This is a genomic window from Alteromonas sp. ABH4_456 (assembly GCF_056160645.1).
In genome coordinates this window covers 76,622-99,265 of sequence record NZ_JBSWXO010000013.1, presented here as the reverse complement: position 1 = coordinate 99,265, position 22,644 = coordinate 76,622, and the positions used below count along the sequence as shown (strand labels likewise).

19 protein-coding genes are annotated in these 22,644 nt (G+C 49.8%); 7 read left to right on the top strand and 12 right to left on the bottom strand.

Features of this window, described 5'->3' with window-relative positions; genetic code table 11:
- The first annotated feature begins 3 nt into the window (after positions 1 to 3).
- From ACXAG2_RS17775 to ACXAG2_RS17755, 5 genes are all read left to right on the top strand, one after another.
- Complete coding sequence (locus ACXAG2_RS17775; protein WP_474869178.1) at positions 4 to 1,755, top strand: flotillin family protein; 1,752 nt, start codon at positions 4 to 6, stop codon at positions 1,753 to 1,755.
- 231 nt (positions 1,756 to 1,986) lie between these two features.
- Positions 1,987 to 3,213 (top strand): sensor histidine kinase, encoded by a 1,227-nt coding sequence (locus ACXAG2_RS17770; RefSeq protein ID WP_474869176.1) that lies wholly within the window; start codon positions 1,987 to 1,989, stop codon positions 3,211 to 3,213.
- Positions 3,194 to 3,829: a response regulator gene (locus tag ACXAG2_RS17765; protein ID WP_474846620.1), complete on the top strand. Its 636-nt coding sequence runs from the start codon at positions 3,194 to 3,196 to the stop codon at positions 3,827 to 3,829. Before ACXAG2_RS17770 ends, ACXAG2_RS17765 begins: the two co-directional genes overlap by 20 nt.
- Positions 3,830 to 4,180: 351 nt before the next feature.
- The gene (locus tag ACXAG2_RS17760) at positions 4,181 to 6,028 is read left to right on the top strand and encodes a methanol/ethanol family PQQ-dependent dehydrogenase (RefSeq protein WP_474846622.1); all 1,848 of its coding nucleotides are present in this window, start codon (positions 4,181 to 4,183) and stop codon (positions 6,026 to 6,028) included.
- Between the two features lie 43 nt (positions 6,029 to 6,071).
- Positions 6,072 to 6,719 (top strand): pentapeptide repeat-containing protein, encoded by a 648-nt coding sequence (locus ACXAG2_RS17755; RefSeq protein ID WP_474852795.1) that lies wholly within the window; start codon positions 6,072 to 6,074, stop codon positions 6,717 to 6,719.
- 38 nt (positions 6,720 to 6,757) lie between these two features.
- Here the strand turns inward: ACXAG2_RS17755 and miaE are convergent, their stop codons facing one another.
- Both miaE and ACXAG2_RS17745 read right to left on the bottom strand, forming a co-directional pair.
- Positions 6,758 to 7,510, bottom strand: a complete 753-nt coding sequence (gene miaE / locus ACXAG2_RS17750; protein WP_474869173.1) for a tRNA isopentenyl-2-thiomethyl-A-37 hydroxylase MiaE — start codon at positions 7,508 to 7,510, stop codon at positions 6,758 to 6,760.
- A 107-nt stretch (positions 7,511 to 7,617) separates the two neighbouring features.
- A complete protein-coding gene (locus ACXAG2_RS17745; RefSeq protein ID WP_474846634.1) occupies positions 7,618 to 8,187 on the bottom strand; it encodes a histidine phosphatase family protein in 570 nt (189 codons plus the stop codon).
- Between the two features lie 149 nt (positions 8,188 to 8,336).
- Between ACXAG2_RS17745 and ACXAG2_RS17740 the strand changes: the two genes are divergently transcribed.
- Both ACXAG2_RS17740 and ACXAG2_RS17735 read left to right on the top strand, forming a co-directional pair.
- Positions 8,337 to 9,014 (top strand): 2'-5' RNA ligase family protein, encoded by a 678-nt coding sequence (locus tag ACXAG2_RS17740; protein WP_474869170.1) that lies wholly within the window; start codon positions 8,337 to 8,339, stop codon positions 9,012 to 9,014.
- A gap of 250 nt (positions 9,015 to 9,264) precedes the next feature.
- Positions 9,265 to 9,864, top strand: coding sequence for a Yip1 family protein (locus ACXAG2_RS17735; RefSeq protein WP_119501819.1), 600 nt, complete (start codon positions 9,265 to 9,267; stop codon positions 9,862 to 9,864).
- A gap of 78 nt (positions 9,865 to 9,942) precedes the next feature.
- Here ACXAG2_RS17735 and purF read toward each other — a convergent pair whose 3' ends face one another.
- The 10 genes from purF to ACXAG2_RS17685 form a co-directional block, all read right to left on the bottom strand.
- Positions 9,943 to 11,466 carry an amidophosphoribosyltransferase gene (purF, locus tag ACXAG2_RS17730; RefSeq protein WP_474846638.1) on the bottom strand — a complete coding sequence of 508 codons (1,524 nt, stop codon included), beginning with the start codon at positions 11,464 to 11,466 and terminating at the stop codon, positions 9,943 to 9,945.
- 14 nt (positions 11,467 to 11,480) lie between these two features.
- Positions 11,481 to 11,969 carry a CvpA family protein gene (locus ACXAG2_RS17725; RefSeq protein WP_474869167.1) on the bottom strand — a complete coding sequence of 163 codons (489 nt, stop codon included), beginning with the start codon at positions 11,967 to 11,969 and terminating at the stop codon, positions 11,481 to 11,483.
- 165 nt (positions 11,970 to 12,134) lie between these two features.
- Positions 12,135 to 12,716 carry an SPOR domain-containing protein gene (locus ACXAG2_RS17720; protein ID WP_474869164.1) on the bottom strand — a complete coding sequence of 194 codons (582 nt, stop codon included), beginning with the start codon at positions 12,714 to 12,716 and terminating at the stop codon, positions 12,135 to 12,137.
- Between the two features lie 9 nt (positions 12,717 to 12,725).
- On the bottom strand, positions 12,726 to 14,009 hold the full coding sequence (gene folC, locus ACXAG2_RS17715) for a bifunctional tetrahydrofolate synthase/dihydrofolate synthase (RefSeq protein WP_474869162.1): 1,284 nt from the start codon (positions 14,007 to 14,009) through the stop codon (positions 12,726 to 12,728).
- On the bottom strand, positions 14,010 to 14,855 hold the full coding sequence (gene accD, locus ACXAG2_RS17710) for an acetyl-CoA carboxylase, carboxyltransferase subunit beta (RefSeq protein WP_417507931.1): 846 nt from the start codon (positions 14,853 to 14,855) through the stop codon (positions 14,010 to 14,012).
- A gap of 165 nt (positions 14,856 to 15,020) precedes the next feature.
- Positions 15,021 to 15,812: a tRNA pseudouridine(38-40) synthase TruA gene (gene truA / locus ACXAG2_RS17705; RefSeq protein ID WP_119501825.1), complete on the bottom strand. Its 792-nt coding sequence runs from the start codon at positions 15,810 to 15,812 to the stop codon at positions 15,021 to 15,023.
- Positions 15,813 to 15,889: 77 nt separating this feature from the next.
- Positions 15,890 to 19,936 carry a FimV/HubP family polar landmark protein gene (locus tag ACXAG2_RS17700; RefSeq protein WP_474869160.1) on the bottom strand — a complete coding sequence of 1,349 codons (4,047 nt, stop codon included), beginning with the start codon at positions 19,934 to 19,936 and terminating at the stop codon, positions 15,890 to 15,892.
- Positions 19,937 to 19,953: 17 nt separating this feature from the next.
- Positions 19,954 to 20,112: a hypothetical protein gene (locus ACXAG2_RS17695; protein WP_161599157.1), complete on the bottom strand. Its 159-nt coding sequence runs from the start codon at positions 20,110 to 20,112 to the stop codon at positions 19,954 to 19,956.
- 205 nt (positions 20,113 to 20,317) lie between these two features.
- Entirely contained in the window at positions 20,318 to 21,334 is a 1,017-nt protein-coding gene (locus ACXAG2_RS17690) for an aspartate-semialdehyde dehydrogenase (RefSeq protein WP_474869158.1), read from the bottom strand.
- Positions 21,335 to 21,366: 32 nt separating this feature from the next.
- Entirely contained in the window at positions 21,367 to 22,518 is a 1,152-nt protein-coding gene (locus ACXAG2_RS17685) for a 4-phosphoerythronate dehydrogenase (protein ID WP_474869156.1), read from the bottom strand.
- Positions 22,519 to 22,644: the final 126 nt, after the last annotated feature.

Sequence of the window (22,644 nt, the reverse complement as noted above, 5' to 3'; positions counted from 1 at the left end):
AATATGGAAACCTACTCTGCTAATAATCTGCCCGCCGTTCTCATCATCGGGCTTATTGTCGTTATCGCCCTGCTGGCCATTGGTCTTATTTTCGCCAAGCTTTATAAACGGGCCACTAAAGAAACTGCCTTCGTCAGAACCGGTCTGGGCGGTGAAAAAGTCATTAAAGATGGCGGTGCGATTGTGCTGCCGGTGGTGCACGAAATCATTCCCGTGAACATGAACACCCTGCGTATTGAGGTAGAAAAAACCCAGAAAGATGCGCTGATCACCAAAGATCGCATGCGGGTGGATGTGAAAGCCGACTTTTATTTACGTGTAGCGCCCAGTGCCAGCGGCATTTCCATGGCGGCACAAACTTTAGGTACCCGTACAACCCGGGCCGAAGAAGTGAAAAAGCTGATGGAGTCGAAGTTCGTTGACGTACTTCGCGCCGTGGCTGCAGAAATGACAATGACCGAAATGCATGAACAGCGTGCAGATTTCGTCCAGAAAGTGCAGCAGAGTGTTGCAAACGATCTTGAGAAAAATGGTCTGGAACTGGAATCGGTAAGTTTAACCGGCTTCGATCAGACCGACCTGGATTTCTTCAATGAGAACAATGCCTTTGATGCTGAAGGTCGTGCCCGTCTTGCAAAAATCATTGAAGAGAAGCGTAAAGAAACCAACGATATTCAGCAGGAAAACCGTATCAAGATTGAAACCCGTAATCTGGAAGCGGAAAAAGAGTCGCTGAATATTAAACGGGAAGAAGAAGAAGCCCGACTGATGCAGGAGCAGGTTTTGCAGTTTAAGCGTCAGGAGCAAAAAGCTGAAATCGCTAAACAGCGGGAGCAAAAAGAACGGGAAGAACGTGAAGCCGGCATTGCCAAAGAAAAAGCCGTTGAAGCAGCTGAAATTGACAAGTCACGTGAGCTGGAAACCCGTGAAATTGCCAAGCGCAAAGCACTGGAAGAAGCCCGTATTGCCCAGCAGCAGGACGTCGAAGTAGCCGAACAGGTTAAACAAATTGCGGTTGCTACCAAGTCAGAAGAAGAGTCTGCCGCACGAGCTAAAGCAGCAGAAGCTGAAAAGGCTAAGGTAGAGAAAGAAGAAGCGGTAACCACAGCCCGTCAGGTTGCAGAAGCTAAGCGTCGCATGGAAATTGAAGTGATTGACGCCCGTAAAGAAGCGGAACGGGAAGCAGTGGGCATTACCGTAGAAGCTCAGGCGAAAAAAGAAGCGGCGGAGAATGCGGCTGAAGCCATTTTAACTGAAGCCAAAGCCACAGCAGATGCGAAAATGCTACAGGCGCAGGCAGATGAAAAAGTACTGGCAGTAGAAGCGGCGGGTAAACAGGCGCTGTACGATGCTGAAAACACTCTGAAAAACGAACAGATTGAGCTGCAAAAAGCACTGGCAATTCTGAAAGTCCTGCCTGAAATAATCGCCAGCGCCGTGAAGCCACTGGAAAATATTGAAGGCATTAAAATTCTGCAGGGCTACGGGATCAGTAGTGCCGCTGGGGGTGCAGAAGGCACAGTAAGTACCGGTAATGGCAGTATGGCCGATCAGGTCACGCAGGCAGCGTTGAATTACCGTGCCAACGCACCGGTTGTCGATGCTCTGTTACGGGAAGTCGGTCTGGTAGATAAAGCCGGTGGTTCACTCACCGATTTATTAAAAGGCGACAATGCTATGGTTGCAGCCCTTACCTCTCAACCCGGCACGACCACTGAAACGAAATCAAATGGTGCCGGCCCTGCCCCGCAATAAATCCGGTATCCGGCGGGGTCAATCCCACTACATATGAAAGGAGCGCATCGCGCTCCTTTTTTGTTGTCTTTAATCCGGCTCTGAAGCATTTCCTACCAAAGTACTATAAATCTGTAGCTAAAGTGGCAAGGCAATTTTGACCTGATGCTGACTAAAATACATTATGGCTTCAGGTACGAAAGAACGATGAAAGCAACCAGCAGAATTACACTTACAATCACAAGTATCTATTTGATATCAGGAATAGTGCTGGCTTTCATCATGTACAGTCAGGCAACAAAAGATGTTGCCACCGAAATTAACGCATCACTGGCACTGGCTGATGCGCTGGTTGAACAAAACGTTGACTTTGCAACCATAGAAGCAGCCTTGCAGCACAGCCGCCACCTTACAGCCCTCGCAATCGATTCTCCGGCCGGTTCAACATTTAATTATCCGGATGCTTCATTTTTTCCCGTAGAACCTCTAAGTGTGTTCAGTCATCCGGTAGATCCCCGCCGGCAACTATTTCTGTTTGCTAATCCCGCTGCTGAACGGGAAGAGATCCTGACCACTGTCTATCAGGTTTTCGGTTTACTGGCGATTTCACTTTTATTCACTCTCAGCGTAATGCACATCGTGGTTCAGTCAAGAATGAAGCCTTTACAGGCACTGAGTTCAGCTCTCAGTAAAGTAGCGAAAGGCAATTATCGTGTCGACGTTGAACACAGCGATATTGAAGAAATTGACAGTGTGGTTACCCATACCCAGCTGATGGCCTCTGCACTTGAAGAAAGAGAAAACAAAGTACAGCAACTGAGAAATAAACTGGCTTCCCTGCAAGAGCACGAACGCCAGAATCTCGCCCGTGAATTACACGATAATCTGGGCCAGCTGGTAACTGGTATCCGTGTACAAAGCTACATGTTGCGCCAGCAAACACAAAGCCCGAAATTCATAGAACGCACAGCCACTTTACTTGGCGAGCAATGTGCAGAAATACAGTCCGGCATACGGCAACTGGTTAATAAACTCTACCCCGTCACACTTAATAAAGTGGGCCTTGTTTCCGCCCTGCGGGAAATGCTGGAACGCTGGTCAGAAATTCACAATATTGCTGCCACCTGCTCCCTTCCCGACCTCAGCCCGGAAAAAAATATTGAGAGGGACATGCATCTGTACCGCATCACCCAGGAAGCGCTGAGCAACGTTGCACGACATGCACATGCTTCAAAAGTGCATGTTTCGCTCACCCTGACGCAAAACGCCATGACATTAAATATCACCGACAACGGTACCGGATTTGCGGAACAATCAGAATGTTCCGACGGACTGGGACTGGCATCCATGCGTGACAGAGCCCGTCTTACCGGTGGGCATTTTGCAAAAGACAATTTCGAAGAAGGAGCACGTATTCAGGTTGTTGTTCCTTTGACGGCCGGAACGGAGAAGAGCAGTCATGCACATATTACTTGTTGATGATCACGCTGTTGTACGCCAGGGATACGGTGCCCTGCTGTCAATGATGCTGCCGGAAGCCACGATTCACGAGGCGGAAAATGCCCGCCAGGCGATGACATGTATGACGCAGAATGATGTGGACGTAATGATTCTGGACATTAACCTGGAGCAGGCTAGTGGTCTGAACCTGGCTCCACGCTTCCTCAGCCGTTGGCCGGGACTGAAAATCATATTTTTCAGTATGTTTGACGAGGCCTCTATTGTTAACCGGGCAATGCATACCGGTGCCAGTGGTTATATCAGTAAACGTTGCAGACCGGAAATAATGCTTGATGCGGTAAAAACTGTAATGGCCGGACGCACTTATATTGAACACGAACTGGCCATTAATCTTGCGTCATATGCTTACAGTGAGAAGAAAGATATTTTCGACCAGCTCACCCGCCGTGAATTCGATGTGTTCATGGGCGTAGCAAAGGGCCAGAAACGGACACGGATTGCAGAAGATTTGAATATTTCAGACAAAACGGTTTCCAATGCCATCACCCAGCTTAAAAGTAAACTTCAGGTAAAAACCAGTACTGAACTGGTTCATCTCGCCATCGACAACGGTTATGTAAAGGTGGCGTCATGAACCCGTAAATTTCGGGAATTGCTCCTGCTAAAACCGGGAAAAGTTCCGTGGTTACCAGACGCCATTTACGTCACACTTACTCTAAATCGAAGGCTGCATTGTTCGACCAACCTTTCGGTTTAGTGAGGTTCAACAGCTCACACCCTATTCCGGCTAACCCTTTGTGGTTAGCCTTTTTTTTACTTATTTCGTGGCAGATATCAGCTTCTGTAACCCTGTTTCACTGACGGGATAAATCCCGCTTCAAATCGGGAATAATTCCCGCCTTACTTCGGGCAAAAGTCTATTCTCCCTGCCCCCCTGCTGCTCGCATACTGTTAACACTTCATAAACAAATAGCAAAGGTACGCTATGACTATTACACCTAAGAACACCACTAAAAAACTGTTGTTGTCTGCTATTCTCGTGAGCAGCGCACTTGCCAGTCAATATACTCAGGCTAAAGGCGTCACCTGGGATGATATTGAGAACGATGCCAGTACCACAGAAGATGTACTGATGTACGGTATGGGTCCGGAAGCACAGCGATTCAGCTCACTGGACAAGATTAACAAAGACAACGTGCACATGCTGACACCGGCATGGACCATGAGCTTTGGTGACGAAAAGCAGCGGGGTCAGGAATCTCAGGCACTGGTTTATGACGGCGTTGTTTATGTGACCGCCAGTTATTCCCGTATTTTCGCCTTTGATGCCAGAACCGGCGAAAGAAAGTGGACTTATTCTCACCGTTTGCCTGAAGGGATCCGCCCCTGCTGTGACGTGATTAACCGTGGTGCAGCCATTTACGGCGACATGGTGTATTTCGGTACGCTGGATGCAGGTATCGTGGCACTGAACCGCCACACCGGTAAAGTGGAATGGAAAAAACGTTTTGAAGACTACCGCGCCGGTTACACCATGACAGGTGCGCCGACACTGGTAAAAGATCAGAAAACTGGCAAAGTCCTGCTGATCCACGGCTCCTCCGGTGATGAATTCGGTGTGGTAGGCAAACTGTTCGCCCGTGACCCGCTGACCGGCGAAGAAGTGTGGATGCGCCCCTTTGTTGAAGGTCACATGGGCCGGCTGAACGGTAAAGACAGTACCCCCACCGGTGATGAAAATGCGCCTACCTGGCCACGTGATGAAAACGGCGAACTGGTTGAAGCCTGGCATCACGGTGGCGGTGCGCCATGGCAGAGTGCCAGCTTCGATGTAGAAACAAACACCATTATTATCGGTGCAGGTAACCCGGCCCCCTGGAATACATGGAAGCGTACAGCAAAAGGCGATGATCCGCGCAACTGGGATAACCTGTACACCTCAGGTCAGGTTGGTGTAGACCCTACCACCGGTGAAGTGAAATGGTTCTATCAGCATACGCCAAATGATGCCTGGGATTTCTCCGGGAACAACGAGCTGGTACTGTTTGAATACGATGACAACGGCAAAACAGTTAAAGCAACTGCTCACGCCGACCGCAATGGCTTCTTCTATGTGGTAGACCGTGAGAACGGCGAATTCATCAAAGGCTTCCCGTTTGTAGACAAAATTACCTGGGCTACGCACATCGACCCCGATACAGGTCGCCCGGTTGAAGTAGAAGGACAACGTCCGCCTCTGCCGGCCCCCGGCGAAGAGAAAGGAAAATCTATTGAAGTATCCCCCCCATTCCTTGGCGGAAAGAACTGGAACCCTATGGCATACAGTCAAAACACCGGCTGGTTCTATCTGGGCGCAAACCACTGGAAAGAAGATTACTGGACAGAAGAAGTTAACTACGTAAAAGGTAATGCATACCTTGGTCAGGGCTTCAGAATTAAAACTCTGTTTGACGACCATGTAGGCGTGCTGCGTGCAGTAGACCCTGTATCCGGTGAAATAAAATGGACGCATAAAGAGAAACTGCCATTATGGGCCGGCGTTCTGGCCACGAAAGGCGGATTAATTTTCACAGGTACCGGCGATGGCTTCATCAAAGCGTTTGATGAGAAAACCGGTGAAGAACTGTGGAAGTTTCAAACAGGCTCAGGCATCGTTTCCTGCCCGATCACCTGGGAAATGGACGGTGAGCAATATATCGGTTTCGCTTCAGGTTACGGCGGTGCTGTACCACTGTGGGGTGGCGATATGGCAGAACTGACCAAGCCTGTCGCACAAGGCGGTTCATTCTGGGTATTCAAATTACCAAACTTCGACAAAGTCGCTAAACGTTAATCATACCCGGCGGGGCTGCGGCCCCGCTTCCAAGGAGTGACTTATGAAACCCTTGTATTTTCTGTTCTGCTTTGCTGCCACACTGAGCCACGCAGAGCCTTTGCCTTTTGATGATGACGTGGCCGAAATTGACGGTTGCAAACTGACTCAGGGAACACAATGCAATAATGCTGATTTGTCCGGTGCTGATTTGCGCCACATGGATTTGTCCGGCTCCGTGTTCACAAATGTCAACTTCAGCGGTGCAGATCTGCGCCATGCTGATCTCAGCTACGTAACCTTCAAAAAGAGTAAACTGGACAAAGCAAACCTGGCGATGGTGTCGTTGAATCACAGTGATCTACGTACTTCCACCTTAACTGAGGCCAATCTTGAAGGAGCCACCGGCTTTTCCCTGTTCGCTCAGGGCGTTAATTTCAACGGCGCTGACCTGACCGGCGTCAATTTCGACCAGGCGAGAATGTCGGGAGCAAAACTCAACGGAGTGACCCTGCGGAATGCCCGCATGGAAAGGGTCTGGATGAATAAGATTCAACTCGCCGGCGCCGATCTGACGAACGCAAATATTCAGGAAGCCAAGCTGAATGACGCCAATTTGTCCCGTGCTGACTTAACCGGTACACGTATTCATTACGCCACTTTTCAGGGAACATACATGGCAGACTGCACAAATTGCCCCGTAGACTGGTGAAGGTATTCTTGCTGCCGAAGCCTGCAGCCGGGGTTTCTCTATACGGGTAAACCGCTGTGGAATTTAAAATCCTCATCCGGTGAGGTTATCAGTTCACCTTCGACCTCACCGAAAAAAGCAATACGTTCTGCAATATCCTCACCGGCAATCTCTTCTGCCAGTGTCAGATAATCCTGATAATGTCGGGCTTCCGAGCGAAGTAACGAAATATAGAAATCGCCCAGACGCTTATCAACATGGGGGGCCAATTTAGCAAAACGCTCACAGGAACGGGCTTCAATGTACGCGCCGCAAATGAGTTTATCTGTGAGGGCTGCCGGCTCATGAGTACGTACGTGACGCAGCAATCCTTTTGCATAGCGGCTTGAAGCGATATTTTCATAAGGAATGTCGTACTCATTCATGATTTCCAGTACCTGGAAAAAATGATGCAGTTCCTCTTTGATAAGCAGCACCATTTTATCAATGAGATCCTGGCCGTAAGGTGTTCCGGACTTGGGAATAATCGATTTCGACAATTTGTTATGTTTAAGCAGTGACTGCCAGTCACCTTCTTTCCGGTACGCAAAGTCTTCAAAAGGCTTCAGCCATGCCAGTAAGGCATCGCCGCTTTCCTTATCCACCGCATAGCGACGGATAAGAAACATGGCGCTTTGCGCAGCTTTCAGCTCGCAAATTAAATGATCAGTCAGTACCACCGCCAGATTGTCTTTTTCCGCGGCTTTATCAACCCAGGGATCAGGGGTTTCACACTGTAAAAATGAATGGATAGGTGCGAGTAATTCGTTCATCTGCGGCCAGCACTGCTTTTTCAGGTTAATTCATATCAGTTAAATAAAAACAACGCCCTTAAGGGCGCCGCCGGGCGCGGATCCTATCACAAATCCGCCGGGTATATTTAGTCGATCCACTGCTGCCAGTGCAGTTTACCATTTTGCCAACCCAGCAACATGCCGCCACAATTATCTATAGTACGGCCTTCACCGAAACTGCGGGCGATACAGGCCATCGCATCACCATGACTGACAATAAGAATACGGGAAGCCGTTTCGCTGTTCACCAGTGAGTGAAAGGTTGTCATAAAACGTTCGGTTACCATGTTGGCACTTTCACCGCCGTTGTCAGGCATAAGATCAGGACGGGTATACCGGTGTTCTTTAAACGCCTGATAGGCTGCAAGTCCGCTGGTTTCCTTTCCCTGCCATTCACCAAAGTTACGTTCGCAGAAACCTTGGTACACTTTATGGGACTGCCCCAGCGAACTGGCACAAATTGCAGCGGTATCTTTCGCGCGGCCAAGGTGTGAGCTGACCACAAGATCAATATCCCAGTTCCCGGCCTTCGCTGCCAGCTCAGCCGCCTGTGCCCGTCCTTTTTCTGTCAGCGGACTGTCCAGCTGCCCCTGCAATTTCTTGTCACGGTTCCACTCAGTCTGACCATGACGGCACAAGAAAATGTGTTTTTCCATGTTTATCCTTAGCATTCATTGAAGTATCAGACTTGTGGGAAAGCGCTGTTTCAAGTAGCGTTGATGCCTGCCACTCCCTGCTGATCACCAACAGATTGACTGCCGGTATTTGAAAGGGTTTTCGTTATTCTACATCATGAGATAAGCCGTTGAAATTAAGTGCGTCCATTATTGCAATCTTGTCAGGTTGTTTACTGTCTTTTGCTGCGCTGGCAAAAAGTGTGTCTGTTAATGTTTTTGCTGTACCGTCTGCAGACATAGAGCAGACAGTCGCCTCGGTAAGCGATAAACTGAAGCAGAACGGTATGGAGAGCTTTTACGAACAGGGATTTCCTGTTCATATTACATTGTACCTCACCACTTACGACGAAGCCGCTATTCCCGGTTTACTGGCGAAAGTGGAAATGCTCACAACCACACAACCGGCTGTGCCCCTGAAAGCTGAGGGATTCACGGTAACCGCAGGGAACTGGGTATTTGTCGATGCGGTGAAAGAAAATGAACTGCAACACCTGGCAGATAAACTGACAAATGCCTTGTCCCCGCTGAGAGATCTTTCAGCGCCACTGCCTGCGTGGATTAATGCCTATCCGCAAAAGAAAGCGGTGTTCGAACAATATGGCAGCCCTAATGTATTTGCACAATTTGAGCCGCATATGACATTGCTGGCCGCAGAAGCATCACCCGCCCTGCCAGCAATGAAAAAGCACTTTGCTGCCTCTCCCCCCTCTGCTACCGGTTATGTAAAAGCTGTGGGCGTGGGACTGGCGGATGAAAAAGGCCAGATAACCAAAGTTCTCGGACATTTTCCGCTCAAGCAGCCGTAAACAACGTCTGTTTCTTCCCTTTTAACTAATTCGGGCCGGATATTTCCTTACTGGCCCGATTTTCCACGCTTTAATATCTTCAGCAAATTCAACCACTCACAAAACTGAACATTTTTTAAGCAAAAAATATTTGACCCTGCACCAAACATGATCAACACTCATTGTAAAATTAATGTTAATTATATTAACCATAAACAAACGTCAATATGATCAACGCTGCACGCAGCGCCGGTAACAATAAGGTGAAAATATGATATTGAATCACTTGCTCGGCATATACACTCATCCCCGCGAAGAATGGCAGGACATAGACAGACGACATGAAAGTTGTGTATATGCCCTTAGTCATATCGGGGTTATTGCGTTGATACCTTCACTGGTCACGTATTATTCCGGCGCACACCTTGGCTGGAGTATCGGTGCCGGTGATCTAATAAAACTGACCGAGCAAAGCGCAGCAATGCTGGCAGTGGGCATGTATTTTGGCCTGATAGCCGGTGTGCTTATTCTTACCTACATGATTCATGAGCTTGCTAATGCGTTTGACGCCAAGCCCAATTATACAGAGTCTTTAGATCTTGCAGCATATACGGCGACACCATTATTTATGACCGGGTTTGCTGGTCTTTATCCGGAACTCTGGTTCGTGATGACAGTAGGTCTGGTCGGACTCGCCTACTCTGTATACCTGCTTTATTCAGGTACGCCAATCATGATGCATATACCGGATGGTAAAGGTTTCATTTATGCCAGCTCTGTAGTGACGTGCGGGCTGGTACTTCTGGCTATTTTAATGGCCAGCACCGTGATCATGTGGAGTATGGGCTTCGGTCCGGTATACGTGCACTGATCATTAAATTTCATCCATATCCGAAAGCAAAAGACCGCTCTGAGAGCGGTCTTTTTATTTGGTGCGCGGATTCCCGGCTTAGTTGTCAGAATCCATATTGTGCATTTCCAGATTAGACAATTCTGCCTGCACGACAGGACCACTCTTAGACGCTTCACCACGGGCAATATCGATACGCTCAAGGTAATCCTGGTCAATATCAGCAGTAATGTAATTACCGTCGAATACTGATGTTTCAAAGCGCTGAATTTCAGGATTCTCTTCCCGTACCGCTTCAACCAGATCTTCAATGTCCTGGAAAATCAGTCCGTCAGCCTGAATAAGATCTGCAATCTGGTCAATCTCACGGCCGTAGGCAATCAGTTCATTGGCAGACGGCATATCGATACCGTAAACATTCGGGAAACGGATCTCAGGGGCAGCGGAAGCAAAGTAAACTTTCTTCGCACCGGACTCACGGGCCATTTCGATGATTTGACCGGACGTGGTGCCCCGTACAATAGAGTCATCTACCAGCAGTACGTTTTTGCCTTTAAATTCTGAAGAAATTGCGTTCAGTTTACGGCGTACAGACTGCTTACGCATGGTCTGTCCCGGCATAATGAAGGTACGGCCGATATAACGGTTTTTCACGAAGCCCTGACGGTACGGTAACTCAAGGGTATTGGCGATTTGCAGCGCCACATCCATGGAGGTTTCCGGAATAGGAATGACCACATCGATATCGAGGTCGGCCCACTCGCGGGCAATTTTCTCACCCAGCTTACGCCCCATGTTGACACGGGAAGCATAAACAGAAATACCATCGATGAATGAATCAGGACGGGCAAAGTAAACAAATTCAAAAATACACGGAGAAGTGGCCGGTACTTCAGCACACTGCCGGGTATGCAGTTCACCTTTTTCGGTGATGTATACACATTCGCCCGGTGCTACGTCACGGATGAAGGTAAAACCTACCGCATCCAGAGCCACGCTCTCAGAAGCAACCATGTATTCTTCGCCCATTTCTGTAATGCGCTTGCCCAGTGCCAGAGGACGGATACCGTTAGGGTCACGGAAAGCTACCAGGCCCTGTCCGATAATCGCAGCAACCACGGCATAGGCACCGCGGATCTTCTTATGGACGGTTGTGACCACTTTGAAAATATCTTTTGCAGTTACGGTTAAGTCGGCAACCTGCTGCAGTTCATGAGCCAGAATGTTTAATAACAGTTCAGAATCTGAAGAGGTATTAATGTGACGGCGGGCAATACGGAACACTTCGTCCTGCAGTTCGTGTGCATTGGTAAGGTTACCGTTATGCGCAAACGCGATACCGAAAGGTGAGTTCACGTAGAAAGGCTGTGCCTCAGCAGAGCTTGATGTGCCTGCGGTGGGATAACGGCAGTGACCGATACCCATATTTCCTGACAGACGCTTCATATGGCGTGTGTGGAAAACATCCCGCACCAGGCCATTTGCTTTTCTCAGATTAAATCGATTCTGTTCGATCGTAATGATACCAGCAGCGTCCTGTCCGCGATGCTGTAACACTGTCAGTCCATCATAGAGTGACTGAGCAACAGGTGTTTTACCAACAATTCCGACAATACCACACATTTGCTTTACCTATATCAAGCGGGTTTTAGAAAACTGGAGCTGCCTTTCACGAAGGTGAAAAACCACTCTATGATGACACCAAATTCCGGTATCAGCAGAGACTGGCTCCACCAAACGGCTTTTGCTGCATCGGTAAACGTATCCATAAAGAACAATAGTGCGCTTACAATCAGTACGCCACGTAAAGCGCCGAAAATTGCGCCTAACGCCCGGTCGGTGCCGGATAATCCTGAAGCTTGTACTAACTGGCCGACAACGTGGTTAAATAAACCACCCAGTACCAGCGTAACAATAAAGAGAACAACGATTGCAGCACCATTGCGCAGCACCTCGTCGTCTATTTGCGTGAAATAGACAGCAAGATCGGCATGAAATTCACTGGCAATAAAAAGTGCACCGAACCAGACAATCAGGGAAATGGCTTCTTTCACAAAGCCACGCATCAGACTTATCAGCGTTGAAACCGCGATAATACCGAGAATGGAAAAATCAACCCAATTCATGAAGCGTTATACTATCCGTCTGTCGTTAAGCACTCAGTGTGACTGCCCCGCTGCGAGATGGCGCGCATTCTAACAGAAGCCCCGGAGATTACCAATGTGTAATCTTAACGCGGACCGGGTAACTTCCCGCCTGAGTAAGAAAAACTTGCCACCTGCCGCCGGAAGCTATTCGGCGTTGAATGTAGCCACCTTCCCTTTCAGTCCGGTGATCTCCTGCAAATGCGGCACTGCTTTTTGTAATTTTGCTTTGTCGGTATCTGGTCCGACGAACACTTTCGTCAGCGGACCGGAACGGGTTTCCACAGGGCGGCTGAAGGCACGGTAGCCGGCCTGTTCAAGTTTTACGAGTAATTGCTTTACGTTTTTCTGGTGGCGGAAGCTGCCAAGCTGCACCACCCAGCTGCCTTCATCGGCTTCCGGCGCAGGCTGCTCCACCACTGTCTGACGGGCCAGGTCGTCTTCAATAGCTTGCTGTGCTTTTTCTGACGATGCAGCAACCTGTGCAGCTTCATCATCAACCGCAGGCTCATCGACCACTTCCAGCGGACGTTGGGTGACACCCGCAACGCGGTCTACAGGAAACGGTTCGGGATCCACAATAGGCTTTTTCGCCGGCGTAGCCGGCACACTGACAAATTCGTCCTGATTCGTTTCTTTTTTTCTGTCGAGAAAATCTGGCAGGAAAATGACTGCCAGCGCGACCAGAATAACGGTGCCGACCAGTCTGTTATGTAACGCCGGGGTCACTGTTTACTCCTATTGGATACTACTGTCCTTGTGAAACGTTAATACATCCGCAACGGTAAGAAAAGAACCAAATACCAGGATGCGGTCGTTCTCATTTGCTGCTTCACGGGCTGCTTTATAAGCGGCGGTTACCGAATCAAATGCATTGGCATGTGCCCGCTGATGTGGCTGTAAGTGAGACATTAAGGTACTGCCACTTAAGCCTCTTGGCCCGCTGGTATTACCAAGGTACCACTTCGCCTTTACGCCCGCCAGTTCATCCAGCGTCGCGGCCAGTGATTTATCTGCCAGCATACCGGCAACAATATGCAGTTCACCGTTTAATCCGCTGTCGGCCCAGTCGCGCATTAATGCACAGGCCTGTGGGTTATGGGCCACATCAACCAGCACTTCAGGGGATTGGGATAAGGTTTGTCTGCGTCCGGGCACATTCACGGTACTGACAAGCTGTTGCAGTGCGATATTGTCAGGAAACAACCCCAGACGTTTCAATGTTGCCAGTGCTGTTGCCACGTTTTGCAGCGGAATTTGCGGCATGGACAACCAGGCAGTCTGCTCATCTTCATGATACCAGCGCCACATGTCACCCTGCAGCTCTGTACCGAACGTCCGGCCGGCCCACCAGGTATCAACCTGATGTTCACTGACGTACTCATCCAGCGTTGACGGCGGCTCGCGCTCTCCTACTACCGCAATGCCGTTATTGCGCATGATACCGGCTTTCTCAATGGCGATGGCTTCACGGGTATCTCCCAGCCAGTCCATATGATCCAGACCGATGGTCGTGATAACAGCAACAGACGGTTCAACGATATTGGTTGCATCCAGCCGGCCACCAAGACCTACTTCAAGAATAGCAATGTCGACACCGGCATTCACCATCATCAGCATGGCGGCAAGCGTACCAAATTCAAAATAGGTCAGGCTGATATCACCTCTGGCCTGCTCAATTGCAGCGAAGGCTTCGCAGTACCGGCTTTCGGCTTCAATGTCGCCACTGATGCGTACACGCTCACGGTAATCCAGCAGATGGGGAGAGGAATACACACCTGTAGTTTTACCCTGCGCCAGGCAGGCTTGTTCGATGAAGCGGCAAGTAGTGCCTTTGCCGTTTGTACCGGCAACGGTGATGACAGTCTGGTTTGAAAAATCTAAGGCGAGTTTGTCAGCGACCTGCTTCACCCGCGTCAGCCCCATATCGATGGCTGTGGGATGAATGGACTCAAGGTAGGCCAACCACTGCGTCAGAGAGTTATCCGCTGACGCAGTAAAAGAAGGTGATTGTTTATTCACTTAATTCGGGCGATGCATCTTTTCTAACAGGCCGTGTAATTTATCACGCATTTTACGACGGTCAACAATCATATCGATGGCACCTTTTTCCAGCAGGAATTCACTGCGCTGGAAACCTTCAGGCAAGGTTTCACGAACGGTCTGTTCGATAACCCGCGGGCCTGCGAAACCGATAAGTGCTTTTGGCTCGGCAACGTTGACGTCACCCAGCATAGCTAGACTGGCCGAAACACCACCCATTGTAGGGTCGGTAAGCACAGAAATGTAAGGTAAACCCTTTTCGCTCATTTTTGCCAGTGCAGCAGAGGTTTTCGCCATCTGCATTAATGACATCAACGCTTCCTGCATACGGGCACCGCCGGAAGCAGAGAAACAAATCAGTGGCATGTTGTGTTCAAGGCAGGCATTAACAGCAGCCACGAAACGGGCACCGACAACAGAAGCCATAGAACCGCCCATGAAGGCAAATTCAAAGCTGGCAACCACAACCGGCATGCCTTTCAGTTTGCCCTGCATCACGATTAATGCGTCTTTCTCGTTGGTGCTTTTTTGTGCTGCAACGATGCGATCTTTATAGCGCTTGGAATCTTTGAATTTCAGAACGTCCTGAGGTTCTAAATCTCCGCCCAGCTCTTTACGGTCGCCGGTGTCCAGAAACGCATCAATACGCTTACGGGCGCTGATACGCATATGGTTGTCACACTTGGGACACACTTCCAGCAGCTTTTCCAGTTCCTGCTTGTACAGCACAGCCTGACAGCTTGAACATTTCGTCCACACACCTTCCGGTACGTTACCTTTAGTGGACGTTTGAGTTTTAGGCAGAATTTTTTGAATCCAGCTCATAGTAAGGAGAATCCTTGTTATCTGTAACTATGCTTCGTTGGTCTTTATTTGTGCACAGTGTTAAAAGAACGCGATTTAGCCATGTATTAGACCACATATCCGCACCCGGTAAAAAGTAAAACTGGTCTAAGAAGTCAAGCCACTCACCGACTGCTCATCAGGCTTTCAGGTTTCCGGCAGAAACAACGGCCCGGCCGGTTGGCGGGGAATGCCGAATGTGTCCGGGTAAGTCACATCGACCAGGTACAGTCCGTTCGGTTTTGCTGTTGCAGCCGCCTGTGTACGGTCTTTCGCGGCTAACAGTTCTGCAATCCAGCTTACCGGCTGTTCGCCACACCCTACTTTAATGAGTGAACCGACAATATTGCGCACCATGTGGTGCAAAAATGCATTTGCACGAATTTCGACTATTACATAGCGGCCCTGACGAAACACAGATACACCGGTAACGTTACGAAACGGCGTTTTTGACTGGCAGTGAGCAGCACGGAATGAGGTGAAATCCTGTTCGCCGATCACCGCCTGAGCAGCCTCGTGCATCAGTGATGCATCCAGTTCCTGGTATTCGTGGGTAACGCCGTTCAGCAGAATAGCCGGACGCAGCGGCGAATTATAAATCACATAGCGGTAGCGACGGTGGGTTGCAGAGAAGCGGGCGTGAAAATCATCACTGACGGTTTTTACCCAGCTCACAGCGACAGAATCAGGAAGGTTGGTGTTCACACCCATTGTCCAGGCACGGTCCGGACGTTCACCGTCAAAGTCGAAATGCACCACCTGACCGGTGGCATGTACGCCGGCATCGGTACGACCGGCACATTGCACATCAATGGGTTGATTGGCTACCACAGACAGTGCTTTTTCCAGATATCCCTGCACACTGGGTAATTCACGCTGACGCTGCCAGCCATAGTGTGCTGCGCCATCATACTCGACGCCCAGGGCGATTCTTGCCATGAAAATTCTGCTCCCCCTAAAAAACCGGCTAAGTGTAGTCAGCCACTTAGCCAGATGCAAGCGTTAGCGCGCAGACACTAACTTAAACCGGCGAGGATTGTTTTGGCTTCTTCAATCTGATCTTCGCTACCCTTTTCAAGGACTTCGTTCAACAGTTCTCTGGCAGCGGCAAAGTCATCCATTTCGACATAAACACGGGCGAGGTCAAGATTTGCACTCTGACCGGCATCCTTGTCGATGTCGATAACATCATCATCTTCGCCAATCCCGGAGAAGTCAGACAGGCTGACATCCAGGTCCAGCGGGGCATCATCATCAATGGCACTGTCGTCATCACTGTCATTGATGAGGGTTTCCACATCAAGAAAGTCATTTTCTTCGGTGTCATCGTCAATGCTTTGTTGCGGATCAGACAACAACGCTTCAAGGTCAAGATCCGGGTTGCCCAGTGACATGTCCGGCTTTTCCTGAGGTGCCGGTTCATTGTCCCCGGCTGTGTCCGGAGCGACCGGTGAAGTGCCGGTCTGTGCTTCTTCGTCATCGCCCAGTCCACCCAGCAGGTCATCAAAATCAGCCTGTTCAAGCTCATCAAGTAACTTGTGATCCTCGCTGTGATCCTGTGACAGCCAGTCATCCAGACCCGGCAAGTCAGACAATTCATTGTATTCTTCTGACACAGGTTTTTGTGGTAGTTCACCGTCCTGCTCCTGCTCGAGGCTGAAGTCATCGATACTTTCTTCTGTGTCACCGGCAGGTTCCTCCGGAGCTGAACGCTCAGAAGACGCAGGCGTGTCCATACTGGCGAAAGAAGGAATATCGTCCATCATCTGCCGGTCGAACTCTGCCAGTGCCTCATCAAGTGCACTGCCGTCATTCGACTCTTCCGGTTCTGGCTCTGGCTCTGGCTCTGGCTCTGGCTCTGGCTCTGGCTCTGGCTCTGGCTCTGGCTCTGGCTCTGGCTCTGGCTCTGGCTCTGGCTCTGGCACAAGGCTATCGTCATCGTCGATGCCGGCAAGTAATTCTTCTACATCCGCAGGCGTGGACTCTGCTTCTGCTTCTGCTTCTGCTTCTGCTTCTGCTTCTGCTTCTGCTTCTGCTTCTGCTTCTGCTTCTGCTTCTGCTTCTGCTTCTGCTTCTGCAGGCACATCGTCGTCAGTACCTTCCAGTTCGGCAAGTAATTCGTCAGCTAATGCATCAACTTCTTCAGGCTGATATTTCTCTGTCTGTGCATCTTCCTGACCTGCTTCAGTGGACTCAAAAGCAGGCTCTTCTTCAACGTCATCTTCTGAAGGTTGAGGTTCTGCCTCATCGTCGTTATCGATTTCAGCTTCCTGCTCATATTGCGCATTTTCAATTTCAGCAATAAGTGCGTCAGCATCTGACGATAAAGAATTCTCTTCTTCAGCAGGTTCCGGCTCTTCTGAGATCTCATCATCGGATAAAGTTACGTCTTCAACAGAATCTTTGTCGACTGACAACTCCTCGTCCTGTGAAGGAGCTTCTTTAGCGGCTAGTTCATCACCGGTAAATTCACCGGATGCAGAATGTTCTTCAGCATCCGGTAGATCTTCTTCCGTTGCAGACCCGTCTTCTCCGGTAACGGCTGCTTCTGCGAATTCTTCATCAACAGGCAGCTCTTCCGAATCTGCAGTCTCTTCTCCAAAAGGTTCATCCAACTCAGACAACGCATCAGAATCAAACGGATCGTTTGTTTCAACGTCTGAAGTCAGTTCGCTTTCCCGCTCAGGCTCATCAGCGACGTCGTCTTCAACTGTTGTGTCTTCGTTCTCAATGGCTTCTTCTGGAAGGTTTTGCTCTTCCGCACTTTCGTCTGTCAGGCTCTCTTCTGCCAGGTCATTTTCAGCTACGTCACCTTCTGCTGTGATGTCTTCTTCAGCACTTTCTTCTGCAGGGTCCTCTGTTTCGCCCTCAGACTCCAGTTCTGCCAGCAGGTCATTGGTCAGGTCGTCATCAATATCTGCCTCAAATTCACTGTCTTCGGAGTCTTCCTGCAATAATGTCTCATCAGCAAGCGCATCCTGCTCACCGGATAATTCTTCGGCTTCCAGTTCGGCCAGTAATTCATCTGATAAGGTATCTACTTCATCATCTTCAGCTTCAAGCTCAGCCAGCAGTTCATCGGCAAGTGCGTCGTTTGCATCGTCAACGCCGGCGTCATCCTCGTCACTGTCCTGTTCGCCCTGGAGCTCTGCGATGAGGTCATCAGAAAGCGGGTCAGTAAACTCGCCGGCATTCTCCATATCCTCAACGTCAATTTCGTCCAGGTCTTCGCTGAATGCGTCAAGATCCTGAATAGCCTGAGGTGAAGGCGCTGTTTCTGTAGTGATCTCGTCTTCTTCATCCTCATCGTCGCCCAGCATGTCCGCCATCTGGTCGAGTTGGTCCATTTCCGTAATGATGTTGTCTGTGAGACGGTCCAGTTCCTGATTCTGGTCATTGATTTCACGGTCAATTTTGCCCAGCATGTCGTCATCAACATCGCCGTTATCACTGCCCATGACAGAATCAGGCTGATGTTCGTCGAGCAAATCGTCGATATCAATTTCCGGCTTGTCTTCTTCGTCCGCTGACGGCGCTTCAAATTCAGCCAGAATGTCGTCCGGGTCGATATCCCCGTCATCTTCCTCTTCTGTTGCAGGCTCTTCAGCTGTGCCTGAATTTGCATCCAGCAATGCATCGATATCAAAATCATCAACGTCTGCTGCACTGTCAGCAGCATCTGTTTCTGCACTACTTTCTTCTGCCGCGTTATTATCAGCGGAATTTTGTGCCAGCAGCGCATCAATGTCATCGTCAGCCACCATTTCAGCAGCCGGCTCCGCAGGTGCTTCCTCTGTGGAATCGTCTGCGCTGTCATCGTCATCACCGGACAGATCAATGCCGTCCAGATCGTCCACATCAGGCACCAGTGAATCATCAGATAACGGCTCATCATCGAACAAACTGTCCAGTTCATCCTGACCTAACTCGGAATCACCGTCTTCGAAAGCAAAATCGTCATCCGGAACCAGCATGTCATCATCAAGGTCAGCGAAGCTTTCGAGATCATCGTCCAGTGATTCTTCCAGTTCGTCGGATAACACATCATCTAACAATTCATCATCGTTAAAGAGTTCGTCATCTGACAATTCCGGCGTGTCATCCAGCTCAGGCACAATCGCTGCCGGGGCGGCAGCAACAACCGGTGCGGTGTCGGCGGTAGAGACCTGCGCCACAGGCTGCATGGGATCATCTTCTTCTTTCTTACCCCGTTTGAGGAACCAGGCAACCAGTCCGCCCACCAGTAATAACGTGAGGATACCCGAGCCGATGATGAGGCTCATGGGTTGCATCAGCGTATTCATAAACGACGCGTCTTTTTCAGCCTGACGCTCCGCCTGTTCCTGCTGCATCATTTGCAATAACTGCTTTTGTAACGCAGTTTGCTCATCCATCTGATTCTGCACGTCCCCTTCCACCTGGGTACGCAGAGACGCTAAATCATCGTTAACCTGTTCAACACGGGTATATAGCTTGCGGTTTTCATCGAGGATGGCCTGCACGTTTTCCAGCGAGGCAGCAAATTGCTGTCGTAATTCATCAAATTGCTGAGTTTGCTGACTGTCCAGACGGGTAATTTTGTCTTCAATTGCGGAGCGGGTAGAACTGAGATCCTGCTGGTTTACCAGCGGTACCGGCGGTTTAAGATTATTCAGGCTGCTGCCGGGCTTGCTTTCCATACGGGCAAAGCTGTCATCATCCTGCTCGGCACGTTGTTTCGCTCTCACAGGATCAATGCGGGCAACATAACGCTCAGACGGCAGTTTCAGAACAGCGCCGTCAACCAGTAAATTAAGGTTTTGCTGCTCAAAAGAATCAGGGTTCAGTTCATAAATAGCTACCATCACCTGGTAGACAGAAAGGTTCTTATTTTGACGGTAGCGGTCGGCTATACGCCAGAGGGTATCGTTGTCGTCTATAGGACCATAAACATTGCCGGAGAACTGACTGGTGGCATCTTTCGGCCCGCGGATGGCAGTTTCCCGTTCCTGAGCCTGACCGGAATCAGGGGTTGCCGTCAGCAGCAATAAAAAAATAAGCAAGCCCGTAACATGCGATTTCATAGCGTTCCTATATGCCCTCAAGCGTCTACCATGACGGTGTCATGGTGGCCAGGCCATGTGGTGTAGCCAGTACACGGACAAGCCGGCACACCGCTGCCTGTTATTCTTATAATGCCGGAGCCTGATGCTCCGGGCGTGCCGGATTGCTTCCGGCGAGTCAGAAAACCGTCACTCACAGAATAAAACCTGTGGTTTCACGGGGTTATGCAAGCTTTAATCCATGATGACAAGCCCGCACAGGTTACTTACCAAAACTATAAACCAGTTAACGGTAACTATCTAGAAAAAGGCCGTTTTCTTCTGCCGATGACAGTCTGTAAAACAGCCTTTTCATTGTTTTATCGGCACAAAGGCGCAGAAGTTTACCTCTGCGCCGGGTGTTTACAGATAGTCTTTAATCAGGGTTTCAGCAATCTGAATGCTGTTCGTTGCCGCCCCTTTACGTACGTTATCAGACACCACCCACATATTCAGGCCGTTGGGATGAGAAATATCATCACGGATGCGGCCCACGTGTACCCAGTCATTGCCACTTGCACTGCTCACCTGGGTGGGGAACGCTTCTCTTTCTTCGTACACCTTCACGCCGGGCGCCTGCGCCAGCAACCCTTTCACTTGCAGAGCATCCACTGGCATGCGGGTTTCCAGATGGATGGCTTCACCGTGTCCGTAAAAAACCGGCACGCGCACAGCAGTAGCATTCACCAGCAAACTGTCGTCACCGAGGATTTTTTGCGTTTCCCACACCATTTTCATCTCTTCTTTGGTGTAATCGTTGTCCATGAAGGCGTCGATTTGCGGGATGGCATTAAAGGCAATCTGACGGCTGAATGCTTCCGGTGTAACCGGCCGTGTGTTCAGCAGATTGGCGGTTTGCAGTGCCAGCTCTTCCATTGCACTTTTGCCGCCACCGGAAACAGACTGATAAGTGCACACATTAATACGTTCAATGCCGGCGATTTCATGGATGGGCTTCAGGGCCACCATCATCTGAATGGTTGAGCAATTCGGATTGGCAATAATATTCCGGTTGCGGAAGTCTGCCAGCGCATGGGGGTTCACTTCAGGCACAACCAGCGGTACATCAGGCTCGTACCGGAAATGTGAGGTATTATCGATAACGATACAACCGGCGTCCGCCGCAACCGGTGCAATACGGGCAGAAATATCGCCGCCTGCAGAGAAGAAACCGAACTGTACCAGCGTCCAGTCGAAGTCATCGGCGTTCAGTACTTCAATTTCTTCGCCTTTGAAGTTAATGGTTGTACCGGCAGAACGTTCACTGGCCAGCGGATACAGGGTTCCTACCGGAAATTTACGCTCTTCGAGCAACTCAATCATGGTTTGTCCGACCAGGCCTGTTGCACCCAGTACCGCCACATCAAAAACTTGTGACATTATTCTTTTCTCCTGTCGGTACGCTGAAAGTTTCAGCGCACAAAATTAAATTGAAAACCCAGGCCACTCAGTTGCTCTGTTATGCCTTCTGAAACCGGTGCTGCAAGTCGCAGAAAACCGGCACTGCATTCCCTTCTGGCAGGATAATGCTTACGTAAATTAAGAAACCCTTCTTTACCGGTATCACGGCGAAACAGCCCGTCGTCTTTGCTGACGTCGTATACAGACAAGATCAGGTCAGACAACGTAACCCAGTCCAGCGCTTCGGCTGTGGCATCAGGCACGTCAAAATGACGGGCTTCCGGCGCAGTTAAAAAATCTTCCATAGTGAGTTCTGGCGTTACACCCATGGCTTCACACACATGTTCATATGCCATTTGCGTTCCCCGCAGCTTACCTTCAACAGAGTGACCGGCAATGTGAGGTGTGGCAAACCACAAATACGGCAACAATGCCTGATTGATCTCAGGTTCATTGCGGAACACATCAAGAACCACCAGCGGTGCCTCAGGTTGTTGTAAACGTGTCAGCAACGCAGGTTCATCAATGACTTCACCGCGACAGGCATTGATCAGCAGCTGCCCTGCCCGCAGACCGCTTATACGTTCTGCATTAAGCAAATCCACGGTGGGATGAGGTCCGTCTTTGACAAAAGGCACATGCAGGGTAATGACATCACAGGTCATGATGGTGTCCATGCCGGTAAAATGCCGGCTGTCACCGGCGGCCTCAAGAGGCGGATCGCACAGTACATGAGCAATGTTAAGTGCATGCAGTCTTTCTGCCAGTGCACTGCCTACATGTCCGGCGCCGACTACACCAACAGTAATACGGCTTAAATCCAGCTTGCCCTGACGGTGAGCGTTCATCAGTACACTCACCACATACTCAGCTACGGCTACTGCATTGCATCCACCGGCAGAACGCCATGGCACACCCGCCTGTTCCAGTGCGGTTTTATCCAGATGATTTGTGCCCGCCGTTGCCGTAGTTACCAGCTTTAACTGCCCGGCACCGGACAGCAGCGCTTCGTTCACTTTGGTGGTAGATCTGACCGCCAGATAGTCAGTACCAAAAAGCGCTTTTGCATCCAGCGAAGGACCATGAAACGGTGAAGCCTCGCCGAGCGCTGAAAAATAGGCCATTCCCTGAGGGATACTTTCTTCGAACAAAATGCGGGTCATATCAAACACTGTCAGACTTGCTAAGGCCGGTATAATACTGGAACGTAACGTAATTCACAAAACGAAACGCCCGCAGCGGATAACCGGTGCGGGCGTTTATCATTTATAGCAGTATAAACAGTCTTC

Coding starts and splice junctions, on each gene's coding strand:
- ACXAG2_RS17725 (WP_474869167.1), bottom strand. CDS start 11,969: ATGAATTGGGTTGATTTTTCCATTCTCGGTATTATCGCGGTTTCAACG.
- ACXAG2_RS17755 (WP_474852795.1), top strand. CDS start 6,072: ATGAAACCCTTGTATTTTCTGTTCTGCTTTGCTGCCACACTGAGCCAC.
- miaE (WP_474869173.1), bottom strand. CDS start 7,510: ATGAACGAATTACTCGCACCTATCCATTCATTTTTACAGTGTGAAACC.
- accD (WP_417507931.1), bottom strand. CDS start 14,855: ATGAGCTGGATTCAAAAAATTCTGCCTAAAACTCAAACGTCCACTAAA.
- ACXAG2_RS17745 (WP_474846634.1), bottom strand. CDS start 8,187: ATGGAAAAACACATTTTCTTGTGCCGTCATGGTCAGACTGAGTGGAAC.
- ACXAG2_RS17735 (WP_119501819.1), top strand. CDS start 9,265: ATGATATTGAATCACTTGCTCGGCATATACACTCATCCCCGCGAAGAA.
- ACXAG2_RS17775 (WP_474869178.1), top strand. CDS start 4: ATGGAAACCTACTCTGCTAATAATCTGCCCGCCGTTCTCATCATCGGG.
- ACXAG2_RS17765 (WP_474846620.1), top strand. CDS start 3,194: ATGCACATATTACTTGTTGATGATCACGCTGTTGTACGCCAGGGATAC.
- ACXAG2_RS17700 (WP_474869160.1), bottom strand. CDS start 19,936: ATGAAATCGCATGTTACGGGCTTGCTTATTTTTTTATTGCTGCTGACG.
- ACXAG2_RS17690 (WP_474869158.1), bottom strand. CDS start 21,334: ATGTCACAAGTTTTTGATGTGGCGGTACTGGGTGCAACAGGCCTGGTC.
- purF (WP_474846638.1), bottom strand. CDS start 11,466: ATGTGTGGTATTGTCGGAATTGTTGGTAAAACACCTGTTGCTCAGTCA.
- truA (WP_119501825.1), bottom strand. CDS start 15,812: ATGGCAAGAATCGCCCTGGGCGTCGAGTATGATGGCGCAGCACACTAT.
- ACXAG2_RS17760 (WP_474846622.1), top strand. CDS start 4,181: ATGACTATTACACCTAAGAACACCACTAAAAAACTGTTGTTGTCTGCT.
- ACXAG2_RS17685 (WP_474869156.1), bottom strand. CDS start 22,518: ATGACCCGCATTTTGTTCGAAGAAAGTATCCCTCAGGGAATGGCCTAT.